The organism is Nocardia nova, assembly GCF_002933465.1.
Classification (GTDB): Bacteria; Actinomycetota; Actinomycetes; order Mycobacteriales; family Mycobacteriaceae; genus Nocardia; species Nocardia nova_B.
Genome location: NZ_PSZE01000046.1, coordinates 15,917 through 28,383, shown reverse-complemented (window position 1 = coordinate 28,383; position 12,467 = coordinate 15,917). Strand labels below are relative to the sequence as shown.

The 12,467-nt window shown below is 68.1% G+C and carries 11 protein-coding genes; 2 read left to right on the top strand and 9 right to left on the bottom strand.

Annotated elements, in window-relative coordinates; all coding sequences use genetic code 11:
* Positions 1-38: 38 nt before the first annotated feature.
* Together C5E41_RS31510 and C5E41_RS31505 are read left to right on the top strand one after the other, a co-directional pair.
* Positions 39-2,573, top strand: coding sequence for an MFS transporter (locus C5E41_RS31510; protein ID WP_439956557.1), 2,535 nt, complete (start codon positions 39-41; stop codon positions 2,571-2,573).
* Positions 2,570-3,391: a YceI family protein gene (locus C5E41_RS31505; protein ID WP_104379333.1), complete on the top strand. Its 822-nt coding sequence runs from the start codon at positions 2,570-2,572 to the stop codon at positions 3,389-3,391. The genes C5E41_RS31510 and C5E41_RS31505 overlap by 4 nt, the downstream gene beginning before the upstream one ends.
* Positions 3,392-3,415: 24 nt before the next feature.
* On the opposite strand, the gene C5E41_RS31500 is transcribed toward C5E41_RS31505, so the two are convergent.
* From C5E41_RS31500 to C5E41_RS31460, 9 genes are all read right to left on the bottom strand, one after another.
* Positions 3,416-3,748: a hypothetical protein gene (locus C5E41_RS31500; RefSeq protein WP_104379332.1), complete on the bottom strand. Its 333-nt coding sequence runs from the start codon at positions 3,746-3,748 to the stop codon at positions 3,416-3,418.
* Between the two features lie 460 nt (positions 3,749-4,208).
* Positions 4,209-4,754: a TerD family protein gene (locus tag C5E41_RS31495; protein ID WP_104379331.1), complete on the bottom strand. Its 546-nt coding sequence runs from the start codon at positions 4,752-4,754 to the stop codon at positions 4,209-4,211.
* Positions 4,755-4,898: 144 nt separating this feature from the next.
* Positions 4,899-6,962 carry a CocE/NonD family hydrolase gene (locus C5E41_RS31490; RefSeq protein WP_104379330.1) on the bottom strand — a complete coding sequence of 688 codons (2,064 nt, stop codon included), beginning with the start codon at positions 6,960-6,962 and terminating at the stop codon, positions 4,899-4,901.
* Positions 6,963-7,069: 107 nt separating this feature from the next.
* Positions 7,070-8,302: a cytochrome P450 family protein gene (locus C5E41_RS31485; protein ID WP_258081388.1), complete on the bottom strand. Its 1,233-nt coding sequence runs from the start codon at positions 8,300-8,302 to the stop codon at positions 7,070-7,072.
* Positions 8,299-9,576, bottom strand: a complete 1,278-nt coding sequence (locus C5E41_RS31480) for a cytochrome P450 (RefSeq protein ID WP_104379329.1) — start codon at positions 9,574-9,576, stop codon at positions 8,299-8,301. Before C5E41_RS31480 ends, C5E41_RS31485 begins: the two co-directional genes overlap by 4 nt.
* Positions 9,573-10,151 (bottom strand): GTP-binding protein, encoded by a 579-nt coding sequence (locus C5E41_RS31475; protein WP_258081389.1) that lies wholly within the window; start codon positions 10,149-10,151, stop codon positions 9,573-9,575. The genes C5E41_RS31480 and C5E41_RS31475 overlap by 4 nt, the downstream gene beginning before the upstream one ends.
* A gap of 49 nt (positions 10,152-10,200) precedes the next feature.
* On the bottom strand, positions 10,201-10,566 hold the full coding sequence (locus C5E41_RS31470; RefSeq protein WP_104379327.1) for a DUF742 domain-containing protein: 366 nt from the start codon (positions 10,564-10,566) through the stop codon (positions 10,201-10,203).
* A 10-nt stretch (positions 10,567-10,576) separates the two neighbouring features.
* Entirely contained in the window at positions 10,577-10,984 is a 408-nt protein-coding gene (locus tag C5E41_RS31465) for a roadblock/LC7 domain-containing protein (protein WP_104379326.1), read from the bottom strand.
* Positions 10,981-12,411 carry a sensor histidine kinase gene (locus C5E41_RS31460; protein ID WP_258081387.1) on the bottom strand — a complete coding sequence of 477 codons (1,431 nt, stop codon included), beginning with the start codon at positions 12,409-12,411 and terminating at the stop codon, positions 10,981-10,983. Before C5E41_RS31460 ends, C5E41_RS31465 begins: the two co-directional genes overlap by 4 nt.
* Positions 12,412-12,467 lie beyond the last annotated feature (56 nt).

The following is a 12,467-nucleotide window of genomic DNA, read 5'->3' as shown; positions in this document are numbered from 1 at the left end:
GGATGTTTCTGGCGGCGCTGGATCAGAATATTGTGAGTGTGGCGATTGTCCGGATCGCGAATAGTTTGCATGGTTTCGATCAGCAGGCGTGGGCGACGACGGCGTATTTGATTACGGCGACGATTTCGACGCCGTTGTACGGCAAGTTGGCCGATATTTATGGTCGTAAGCCGTTTTATTTGCTGGCGATCGGTATTTTCGTGGTGGGTTCGGCGGCGTGTACGTTCGCGACGTCGATGTACGAGCTGGCGGCGTTCCGCGCGTTCCAGGGGTTGGGCGCGGGTGGCCTGATGTCGCTGGCCTTGACCATCGTGGGCGATATCGTCTCGCCGCGTGAAAGAGCCCGCTACCAGGGCTATTTCATGATGGTCTTCGGTACCTCGACCGTGCTCGGACCGGTGCTCGGCGGTCTGTTCTCCGATTACGACACGCTGTGGGGGATCGACGGCTGGCGCTGGGTGTTCCTGGTGAACGTGCCGATCGGCGTGGTCGCGCTCGCGGTCGTGGCCAAGGTGCTCAACGTCCCGCATCAGCGGCAGAAGTTGAATGTCGACTGGTGGGGTGCGATTGCGCTCGCGATCTGTGTGGTTCCGTTGCTGATCGTGGCCGAACAGGGCCGCACCTGGGGCTGGGGTTCCGGCGATTCGGTGATCTGCTACGCCATCGGAGCGGTGGGCCTGGTGCTGTTCATCGGGGTGGAGTACCTGATGAAGGACTCCGCGCTGATTCCGCTGCGGCTGTTCAAGAACTCCACCTTCTCGGTGGTGATGATCGGCGGTTTCATCGTCGGTATCGCGATGTTCGGCGCGATCAGTATGGTGCCGCTGTATCTGCAGGTGGTGCGTGGTTATTCGCCTACCGAGGCGGGTCTGCTGATGCTGCCGCTGGTGCTGGGCATCATGATCGGCTCGCTGATCGCCGGTCAGGTCGTCAAGCGCACCGGCCGCTACAAGATCCTGCCGGTGGTCGGCACCTTCCTGGTGGCCGTGGGCGCGCTGCTGTACGCCCAGTTGCACTTCGACAGCGCGATGTGGCAGGTGCTCGCGATCGGCGCGCTGGTCGGTCTGGGCCTGGGCTGCGGTATGCAGACGTTGATCATCGCGGCGCAGAATGCCGGGCCGCGGGCGGATATGGGTGTGTCGACGGCGTCGGCGACCTTCTTCCGGCAGGTCGGCGGCACGCTGGGTGTCGCGGTCTTCCTGACGATTCTGTTCAATCTGTTGCCGCACAAGATCACCGACGCCTTCGGCGGTCACCTGCCGCCCGGACTGGACCCCGGCAAGTTGAACCAGTTGCAGGCCAACACCGCCGGAATCGGCGCGCTGCCGCAGCAGATCAAGGATCCGATCCTGATCGGATTCACCAACTCGATGCACGGCGTCTTCTACGCCGCGGCGGGCGTGGCCCTGCTGGCCTGCATCGTCATGATGTTCATGAAAGAGATTCCGCTGCAGGATGCCTCGGTGCCCGTCCCGGCGCCGAAGGATCCGGTCGAGGCGGCCGAAGCCGAGTGGGCCGAGAACCAGGTGTGGGAGGGTGCCGCCCAGGCGCTTTCCGAGCCCGAACCGGTTCTCGTCGCCGCGGCGGCGGGTCGGCACGCCGCGGCCAACGGGCACGAATCACATAGAATTGCGGAGGTTTCGGCGATGACAAACACTCCTGTCGTCAACTCCCACGGCAGCGGCCACGCCATCGGCGGGCAGGTGCAGCGGGCTGACGGCCGACCAGTCGCGGGCGCCGCGCTGACACTGATCGACCAACGCGGACACCAGGTTTCGCGTTCGACGGGCGACAGCGGTGGCCGCTACTCGATCGAGCCGCCCGGCGCGGGTAACTACGTGCTGATCGTCTCCGCGAACGGTCACCAGCCCGCCGCGGTCAATGTCACCGCCGACGGACGCACCCAGCGTCTCGACCTGACCCTGCAGGGTTCGGGCGAGCTGTCGGGCATGGTCCGAACCACTGTGACGGGACAGCCGCTGGCCGGTGCGACCGTCACCCTCACTGATCTGCGCGGTGAAGTGGTGAGCGCGGCTGTCACCGACGAGTCCGGCAACTACCTCTGCCACGGTGTGGTCTCGGGGACCTACACCCTGGTCGCGGTGGCCGCACACATGCGCCCGAGCGCGACCGCGCTGGTCGTGCCCGACAGTGGCCTGCTGCACCACGACATCGAGCTCTCGCCGATGGCGGTGCTGACCGGAACCGTGCTCGCCGACGGCGGTGCGGTGCCGGACGCGGAGGTCACGGTGCTGGATCGGTCCGGAACCCCGATCGGGACCACTCGCACCGACGAGAACGGGCAGTATGTACTGACCGACCTCAGCGAGGGGGAGTACACGGTGGTCGCGCGCGGATATCCGCCGGTGACCGGCCGGGTCGCCGTCGGCGGCGGCGAGGTCGAGCACGATGTCCGGCTGGGTTACGACGACGGCGACGAGGGCGAGCGCCCGGCCGCCGGGCCCGCCGGAGTCGCCGGCACCAACGGTGCCGCGACGAACGGAGAACGGAACGGGGTGCGGCACAATGGTGTCGAGCCCAGTGGTATCGATCAGAACACGGAGCAGTCATGAGCGGTTTGACCGCACAGGTTCGCAATTCCGATGGCTGGCCGGTGCCGGGTGCGCTGCTGACCGTGACCGATTTGACCGGTCGCCAGCTCGCCCGTGCGGTGGCCGACGAAACCGGGGCCGCGGCGACCGAGCCGCTGCCCGCCGGTATGCACACCGCGGTGGTGACCGCCCCCGGTTATCAGCCGGTGGCACAGATCGCGCGGATATCGGCTTCCGGGAGTGGGCAATTGGGTGCGGTGGCGTTGCAGTCGGAGGCGAACTCCCTCGGCACACCGGCACCCGGCCCGTGGACCATCGACCCGGTGCATTCCACGGTCGTGGCCACCGCCCGCCACCTCGGTATCGCGAGTATCAAGGCGCGGTTCGCCGAGGTCGGCGGCCGGCTGGACGTGGCCCGGAACTTCGAGCAGACAACCGGTTTCGCCGAGATCAAGGCGGCCAGCATCGATACCGGAATCGGGATGCGCGACGACCATCTGCGCTCGGCCGACTTCCTCGATGTCGAGAGCTACCCGCTGATCGGATTCACCGGAACCGGATTGCGGCGCACCGGCGCCGATACCTGGGTCATGCCCGGTGAACTGGAGTTGCACGGTCAGCGCCGCCCGGTGGAGCTGGATGTGATCTACGGCGGTTCGGGGCCCGACCCGTGGGGCGGGGTCCGCGCCGCGTTCCATGCCGAGACCCATTTGCACCGCAACGATTTCGCGATCGACTACAACGCCGTCGTGCGCGCCGGCGTCGCCGCGGTGGGCACCACGGTGAAGATCGAGCTGGATATCGAACTGGTGCAGGGAGATTCGCTGCCGCAGATGTAGCGGCGGCCGGGCCGGTGCGACCGGTCAGCTCGCGTGGCGTTCGGGAACGACCCAGATGCGCTGCACCGCGGGGAATTCCGTGGTGTCGGCGGTGGGGTCGACCTCGACGTCGGCATCGAACTCCGGATACCACTGTGTCATGCCCGCAAGGGAATCCGCCGCATCGGGGATGTCCAGGTGCAGCTCGATGGTGTCGGTGAACGGGTCGATCACCGCGGCGTGGCGGGCCGGTTCCGGCGCGGCGTGGCGCGGGCGAAACCGTAGTCGATCGATGAAATCATCGACGGAGGTGTATCCGGCCTCGTAGATCTCGGCCAGCAATCGTTCGGCGGGCGACGGGGCGTGGGATCCGCGCATAGTGTCCCTCGATTTATCGACGTTTCACACTACGGTGTTGTTCAGGGGCGATGGGGGCTGTCGGGGACGCAGCCCCCATCTGACCTGATGTTGCGACAGCGGGACGCTGTGGGCATGGCGACCCGCTCTGCAAGCCCCGAGCTATCGAGGCAGTCCGAGCCTAAGCCACCCCGGAGCAACCGCACGGCATTTCGGGGGAAACTTCACTAATTCGCAGACGCGAAATTCGTTGCGCCAGGCCGTACCAGACGGTCGTATTGGATCGCCCACCACACCCGCGCACCGGTGTGGGCCCGGCGCAGATCGCACCCGGTCAGCTCGTCGAAACGGGCGATGCGATAGGGGACCGTATTGGTGGCCAGGGCGCGGCCCGGTAGCGCGCTTCGCCCCGGCCTACGGAATGACCGAACTGCGCAAACAGTATTGGGGGCGATTAGGAGCGGCAGGTCCACTGATCGCGTCAGCGCAGCAGGGCGGCGAGGTGGGGTAGCGCTTCGACCGGATGTGCGGCGGTGATTCCGGCGGCGATCTCGCGGAATTCCCAGAAATGGCGCCCGCGGCGGAAAACCCCCACCACCATGCCGGTATCGCCGCGCGGGCCGAGTTCGCGATCGGCGAGCACGGTGCCGTCGGCGGCAGTGACGCGGCAGCGCGCGTTCTCGACCTCGGCGAAGGTCTGACCGCTGTAGCAGGTGACGACCACGGCGACGCCGGTGATCTCGGAGCGCACCCGGGTCAGGTCGAGGGTGATGATCTCGTCGTCGCCCTCGTCCTCGCCGTTGACGCTGTCGCCGAGCAGTCGCACGGCACCGTCGGCGGAGGTCAGGTGCTGGTGATACACCACCTCCACCGGGGCGTCGCCGGCCAGCAGGACGGCGGCCGCGTTGAGGTCGATCGCGGTGCGGCGGGCGCCGAACCAGCGCCGGCCGCGGGCGGGGTCCCATTCCAGGCTCACGTTCGCGAATTCCACCGGACCGGTAGCGCCCTGTGGTTGCTCTCCGGACATTCAGCCGCACCTTCCCGCCGAGCGGTGCGACGTGGGTGCGCACCGGCTTCTCGCGGTGATTATCGACCGTCGGGTGCGCGAGGTTGACGGCGGCCGGTGGCGGCGCCCGGGCGTGGATCGAAATCTACTCGGCCACTGGGTAAGTCACCCGATAGGACGGTCGGTGGGCAGGTTGACGTAACTCGGTGCGTCCGGGTCCAGGCGCAGATGCTGGGGCTTGAGCTCGGAATCGTTGAGCATCGGGCGGAACGGCATGGCCTTGGGCGCGTTGGCCGCGAACAGGTCGATCCGCAGCCGATGCCCGATCTGCAGCCGAGCCTGGGTCGGGATCACCGCGATGTCGAGGCCCACGGGTTCGCCGGGTGTCACCGGCTGCCGCGCCGCGGCGGTGAGGAGATGGAACGGAATCGTGTAGTCGCCGTTGGCGGATCGGCTGCTGCGGGCATCGTCGACGGCACGCATGGAGACGGTGAGCTGGCCGGTGGTCAGTGCGGTGGAGGTGCCGTCGGGTGCGACGTCGTTGACGGTGGCGCTCCAGAATCCATCGGTGGCGTCCTGCACGGTCTGGAGGTGAATGTCGATGGGACCGGAGATGGCGGTCGGCGCGGACACCGGGGCGCTGGTGAAGGTCAGCGCATCGTGTTCGGCCACCCGGGAGTCCTTGGCGCAGGCATCGAGCATCGCCGCCGAACCGGCCGAACCCTGGGCCGCGTCCCGCGAGCAGAGCGTCGCAAGCCCCGGCGCGACGGTGAGTGTGGAGACCTCGGCCGGCGGCTGTGCGCTCAACGATCCGTCGTGCACCGCCGCATCGGTGGTGCCGCTGGGCCCGGCGGTCAGGTAGACCCGGCGGTGGTCGGCTCCCGGCTGCGGATACTGCGGCAGCGTCACCCAGCCGCCACCCTGTTCCTTCAGCACGATGGGGCCGTAGCTGTCGATACCGTTGTCGATGTCCTTGAGCCACTTGTCGAACCACGCTCGCTGCAACACCTCGAGCCGCGGCGGGGCGCCGGGCACGCCGGTGCCGGCACCGGGATTGGCGTGATAGGTGTCGCCGACCACGAGTTGTTTCCGCCCGGCCGGCAGCGGGATGGCCTGGTAGATCTTGGTGGCGCTGTTGGCGAAGATGTCGTGCCAGCCGCCGTAGACGAAGGTGGGCACCGTGACTCGTTCCGGATGGCCGGTAAGGGCCTGGCGGAAATCACTGCCGGAGTCCAGTGCGGCCGATAGGGCGGGCGGCATATCGTCCATCGACGGCGTCAACAGGGCTTGGGCCAGCAGGTCCACATTGGTGGCCGGATCCGCCACGCGGGCGCTGAGCCATTGCCAGTCGAAGGTTCCGTTGAGGATCGACTTCAGATCGGGGATCAGTTTGAGCTCATTGACCGTTTGGAGCCACATCGGCAGGAAGGTGGTGCCGACGCCGCCGCCCGGCGCCACCACGTCACGCATGAGATCGCTGCCGGGGACCACCGGGAAGATGGCGCGCAGCGCCGCCGGGGCGTCCTCCGCCGCTCGCAGCTGGTTGATGGCCGCGTACGAGCCGCCGCTCATCGCCACCTTGCCGTTCGAGAACGGTTGCGCCGCAGCCCAATCGATCACCTCGCGGGTATCGAGCTGCTCCCGCGCGCCCAGGGTCTCCCAGTTGCCCTGGGACTGTCCGGTGCCGCGCACATCGGCGACGACCAACGTGTAGCCACTGCGAATCAGATTGCGATCCAGGCCGAGGACGGTCGGCACGGTGCCGCCGTCGAGCGCATGCAGCAGATCGCCGAAGCTGCTGATCGGGGTGCCGGAGAGGTTGATCTGCCGCACCAGGGACATGACCAGCGGCTGCAGTGCCGGATCCTCCACCGCCGAGCCGACCAGATCGGTCATGAGCTTGGTGTAGGGCGTGAGATTGACGATGGTCGGCAGCGGCTGGGCGACCACCGCGCCGGAGGCGTCGACCGGCCGGTACACGTCGGCCTTCAGCACGATCCCGTCGCTCATCCGGATCGGCACATCGGAGTCCAGGTGGACGTCCGGATACTGCTGAGGGCCGTCGTGCGCGGCGGTCCACTGGTCCTCGCGACCGGCGAGGCCGGGGGTGGCGGAATGCGGTAGGCCACCGAAGAGGGCGGTGGCGGTCGCGGAAATCCCCACTGCCGCGACGGCAATCAGCGTTCGGACGGGAACGATGGGTTTGCGCGATCGCAGCTGCCCGAACATCACGCCCCTTCTCGGTTGAGTTTTCGCGCACGACTGGGCCGGTCATCGACGATAGCAATCCGCTACCGGGAAACCCGGTAGCGCGGCCCTGGTGTCGCGCGCGGAACTCAGTCGCCGAGCCGGACCGGGAACTGTGCCAGATCGTTCTGCGTCAGCACGGGAAGATTGTGAATCTCCTCCACCGGTACCGCCAACGACAACTGCGGGAACCGTTCGAACAGCGCGGGCAGCGCGATCGAGGCTTCCAGCCTGGCGAGCGCGGCACCCGGGCAGATATGCGGTCCGTGACCGAAACCGATGTGCCGCTTGGCCGTCGGCCGGGTGATGTCGAATGCGTCGGCATCGGCGCCGTGCACCGTGGTGTCGCGGCCGATGGCCCGATACGACATGACCACCCCCTGGCCCCGTTCGATGACGGTGTCACCGACGGTGATGTCCTCGGTCGCGAACCGCATCAGCAGATGTGTCACCGGACCGTCCCAGCGCAGCGTCTCCTCGATCGCGGTCTCCCAATCGATCTGCCCCGAGCGCACCAGCGCGAACTGCTCCGGATGGGTGAGCAGGGCGCGCACGGTGGTCAGGATCAACGACACCGTGGTCTCGTGCCCGGCGGCGACCAGCGCCTGCAGATTGCCGACCACCTCGGCCTCGCTGAGAGGTTCGCCACCGTCGGTGGCGAGGATCAGCGCGCTGGTCAGGTCGTCGGCCGGCTCGGCGGACTTCTTGCGCACCATCTCGGTGAAGTACTCGCCCATCCGCTCGATCACCGCGAGCCGCTCGTCCTGCGGGGTGAGCAGGGAGAAGAACGCCTTGTACCAGTCGAGCAGCATCGGATGATCGGCGTGGTCGACGCCCATGAGCTCGCTGATCACGCGCATCGGCAGCGGATAGGCGAAGACCGATTTCAGGTCGACCGTGCCGTCTCCGGAGGCAGCGGCCAGATCGTCCAACAGTGCGGCGACGGTCGATTCGATGAACGGGCGCAGGGAGGTCAGGCGGCGCGCGGTCAGCGCCTGGGTGGTCTTGATGCGCAGGCGGCGGTGTTCGGGGCCGTCGACGGTGAACATCGAGACCCCGACGTCGATCATGCCGATCAGCGGCCACTGCCGGGTGACCACACCGTCGCGCCACAGCGACCAGGAGTTGATGTCCTTGACCAGCCGCGGGTCGACCAGCAACTGCCGTGCCAGGGCGTGGCCGGTGACGGTCCAGGCCGGTACGTTCAGCAGTTCGATGCGGGTCAGCTGTCCGGCATCGCGTAATCGGACGGTCTCACCGGCGAGGTCGCCGACCATCGGATCGATCACGTGCGGTGCGGCATGCGGGCAACTGGCATTCACGGGGTACCTCCCACGGTACGAACGGGTGTGAAGGTGACCGGCAGCGACGTCATTCCGCGCAGGAACGGCGACGGCCGGCGAGTCAGTTCGGTGGCGGCGACCGCGAGGTCGAGATCCGGCAGCCGATCCAGCAGCACTTCGATCCCGGTGCGCGCGATGATCTCCGCGATCTGCTGGGCCGGGAAGGGGCAGCGGTATTCGCCGTAACTGAACGCGAAATGCGCGCTGTTGCCGCTGTGCGCGGGTGCCAGAGAATCGGAAAGGTCTTGGCGCACATGCGGATCGGCGTTCGCGCCGGCCAGGCCGAGCAGCAGCATATCGCCGCGCCGGATGGTCTGGTCGGCCAGCCGGGTGTCGCGCGAGGCCCAGCGCCCGGCCAGGATCTGGGTGGGAGTGTCCTCCCACAGCACCTCGTTCATCGCCTGTCCGATGCTGTGGCGGCCACCGCTGAGGGCGGCCGCGAAGCGGTCGTCGGTGAGCATCAGCCGCACCGAATTTCCCAGCCAGTCGCTGGTCGGCAGTTGGCCCGCGGCGGTGACGGCCATCAGGTCCAGCGCGTATTCCTCATCGCTGAACTGTTCGGGTGAATGCAGCATCCGTGAGGTGAGATCGTTACCCGGGCGCGACTTTTTCATCGCGACGAGTCGCTGCATATGTTCGCCGAATCGGCCGTAGGCCGCCTGCGCCTCGGCGCCGCCGTCGGCGAGCGTCTTCATCGTCCAGGCCAGATCCGCACCCTGATCGTCGGGAAATCCGATCACCCACGCCAGCGCCAGCACCGGCAGCGGTTCGGCGAATTCCGCGATCAGGTCGGCGGTGCCGCGCCCGCAGAAACGGTCGATCAGCTGATCGGCCAGATCCTCACAGGCCCTGCGCAATCCGAACGGATCAACTTGTTCGAGCGCGGGCTCGACCATGGCCAGGTGCCGCAGATGCTCGGCTCCGGCGGTGAAGTAGATCGACGGCATCGGACGGCCCACCATCGGCAGCAGCGGCCAGTCCTCGGGGATGTTCGGCCACTGGTTCCAGCGCGCCACATCGCGCGGGAACAGTTCCGCATCGCTGGTGACCTGGTGAACTTCGCGATAACCGATCACCAGCCAGGCCGGAATTCCGCCGGGCAGTTCCACCGAGACCACCGGGCCGTGGGCCCGCCTCATGTCCCGGTACAACTCGTGCGGGTCGGTATGGAAACGCGGGCCGCTCAACGGAACCGGATCGGCGGGCGAGACCGGGCAACCGCCGGTGCTGAGACCGGCCTGCGGCGGGTTCATCGGGCGGATCCCCGGGCGGCGGCCCGCAGACCGGCGGCGTGCAGATGTTCGACGAGGGCGATCAGCACGCGCTTACCCGAATCCCGTGAGCGCGCATCGCATTCCATCAGCGGCACGTGCGGCTCCAGATCCAGGGCGGCACGCAGGTGGGTGTCATCGTGGCCGGTCGGCCCGAAGATGTTGCACGCCACCACGAACGGGGTCTGTTGATGTTCGAGCCGGTCGATGGCGTACCAGGAATCGGTGATCCGGCGCGGGTCGACCAGCACGATCGCGCCCAGCGCGCCGGTGAACAACCGGTCCCACAGAAACCAGAAGCGCTCCTGTCCGGGTGCGCCGAACAGATACAGGACGTGTTCCGCGTCGATGGTGATACGGCCGAAGTCGAAGGCGACCGTGGTGGTGGATTTGGCCGGTGCGCCGGTGGGATCGTCGATGCCGATGCCCAGCGAGGTCATCGTCGCCTCGGTGTCGAGCGGGCGGATCTCGCTGACCGCGCGGACCATGGTGGTCTTGCCGACGCCGAAACCGCCGACGATGACGACCTTGAGCCCGTGCCGGGCGGTGTCGGCCAGCGGGGCCTGGGCACGGGCGGGGCGGTCGCCGAATCCGGTGCGGAGAGGATCAGAGGTTGCGGAGTCCAACGAGCACCTTCTCGAGTATCGCGGTGTCGGGCAGGGCATTCCACGGCTCCCACGAGGACGTGGAATGCGGGTGGCGCACGGTGATCTTTCCGGCGTCGAGCAGGTCGGCCAGCAACACCATCGTGATGCCGACCGGCAGCCGCAGTTCGGCGGCGATCTCGACAACGGCCGTCGGCGCCCGGCAGATCTCGAGGATCGCGACCTGCTCGGACTGCATCCCCGGGGCCGGATCCGATTCGGCTACTACGAGTGTCACCAGATCGAAGGCATCGGTATCGGGGTGGCTGCGGCCGCCGGTGAGGGTGTAGAGCCGGTCCGGCGTGTCGTCGCGGCCCGGCCTGGTCATCGAGGCCGCCTCACGGCCGCGGGCCGCGCGGCGCGGCGGAGAGGTGTTCGCCGAGCTGTTCGACCAGTTCGCTCATGTTGTGGCCGATCAGCCCGGCATCTGCCTCGGCATCGGCGACGACCGCGATGTGGGCGCCCAACCCGGCCTCGACGATGAACAGGATGCCGCCGTAGAACTCCGTCATCGACTGCCGTACGCCACTGCGCCCGTCGCCGAATTCGACCGAGGCGCCATGCGAGAGGCTCTGGATACCGGCCGCGATCGCGGCCAGCTGATCGGCCTTGTCCACCGACAGTTCCGGGGTGTGGCAGATCTTGAGACCGTCGCTGGACAACAGCAGGGCGTGCCGGCTGTGCGGGGTGCGGGCCAGCAGCTGGTCCAGGAGCCAATCCAGGTGCGCCGGTACGGAAGTGGTCATCGATCGTTCTCCAGGGCAATCGAAGGGGAGGGGGAATCCGGGGCCGAGACCGCGCGCTGGAAGGCGCCGAGTGCCGACGGCCGCGTCCGCGGGTAGGCCGAATCCTCGGCGGCGGCGGTGCGCAGGCCGTCGGGATGGACTGCGGCGAGAGTGCTGCCGCGGCGGCGCTTCGGCAGTGGCTCGGCCGACCGATCGTGGCCCGGAACCACTTGCGTGGCAGACTGTTTCGCGGCCGCGGTGGGCGCGCCGGTGTCCCGGTCGTCGGTGACCGGCGGTCCGAACGGACTCGCCGGAAGGGCGGCCGGGGTCGCGACCCGCGCAGCGGGCGGCAGTTCGATCGTGGCGGTGGAGCCGGGGGAGCGGTCCAGGCGCGTGGTCAGATCGCGCGGAACCACCACGACGACCGCCGTGCCGCCGATCGCCGACGGGCGATACGACACGGTGAGCGCGTGTTTGCGCGCCAGATTGCCGACCACCGCGAGCCCGAGCCGGGTACCGGTCAGTGAGGACAGATCGGTATCCGCTCCGCGTCCCGTCACGGTGCCGGAGACCGCCTGTTCGGCGCGGCGCAGCGCGGATTCGCTCATCACGAGTCCGCTGTCCTCGATGGTGACGACGATGCCGGCCGGCACTTCGGCGGCGTAGACGTGGACTTCGGTGGTGGGCGGGGAGAAATTGCACGCGTTGTCGATCAGCTCGGCCAGCGCGTGCATGACTCCCTCGGCGGCATGACCGGCGATCGCGATTTCGGCGACCGCGCGCAGGCGCACCCGGCGGTAGCCCGCGACGCGGCCCATGGCACCGCGCAGAATCGATTCCATCGCAATGGGTTTCGCCCACCGCCGACCCGAGCGGGCGCCGCTGAGCACCGCGATACTGTCGGCCAGGCGTCCGGCCTGTGCGGTGCGATGATCGAGGGTCAGCAGGTCGGCCAGCACCGACGGATCGGCGTGTCGATGTTCCATTTCACGCAGCTCGGCCAGCATCGAGGTGGTCATCGCCTGCATCCGCCCGGCGGCGCCGGCGAACGCCGCCATCGCGGCCACCCGGCGGTTCTCGCTGCCGCCGGCTTCCCGTCCGGCCGCGGCCGCGGTGTCGTGGGCGGCGGCCAGGCGCGCCTCGCTCTCGGCGACGTAGTTCGCGACCGCCAGCTCGGCTCGATCATTGGCCTCGCGGTAGCCAATCGCCTGGTCCCGGTAGTGTCCGGCGAATCCCGACGTCACGGCCAAGGCCAGCCCTACGGCCCCGGCGGCGACGGCGAAGGCCACTCGTTCGGTCTCGGGCGCGAACCGGAGCATGCCGAGGCAGACCGCGGCGCCGGTGAAGCAACAGATCGTCGCGGGAAGGAGAAAGGCCGGTACTCGTCGCGGTGGCCGGGATGTGGCGGCGCCGCCGGGCGCCTGCTGTGAATTGACTGAATAGGTCACTATTGATACTTCCGGATCCACATCCACCTGTGCGGAGATGGCACAGTTCCCCACCT

Bases quoted from the DNA above. Each gene is read 5' to 3' on its own strand.
- C5E41_RS31490 (WP_104379330.1), bottom strand. From the start codon at position 6,962: ATGTTCGGGCAGCTGCGATCGCGCAAACCCATCGTTCCCGTCCGAACG.
- C5E41_RS31470 (WP_104379327.1), bottom strand. From the start codon at position 10,566: ATGACCAGGCCGGGCCGCGACGACACGCCGGACCGGCTCTACACCCTC.
- C5E41_RS31500 (WP_104379332.1), bottom strand. From the start codon at position 3,748: ATGCGCGGATCCCACGCCCCGTCGCCCGCCGAACGATTGCTGGCCGAG.
- C5E41_RS31505 (WP_104379333.1), top strand. From the start codon at position 2,570: ATGAGCGGTTTGACCGCACAGGTTCGCAATTCCGATGGCTGGCCGGTG.
- C5E41_RS31465 (WP_104379326.1), bottom strand. From the start codon at position 10,984: ATGACCACTTCCGTACCGGCGCACCTGGATTGGCTCCTGGACCAGCTG.
- C5E41_RS31495 (WP_104379331.1), bottom strand. From the start codon at position 4,754: ATGTCCGGAGAGCAACCACAGGGCGCTACCGGTCCGGTGGAATTCGCG.
- C5E41_RS31480 (WP_104379329.1), bottom strand. From the start codon at position 9,576: ATGAACCCGCCGCAGGCCGGTCTCAGCACCGGCGGTTGCCCGGTCTCG.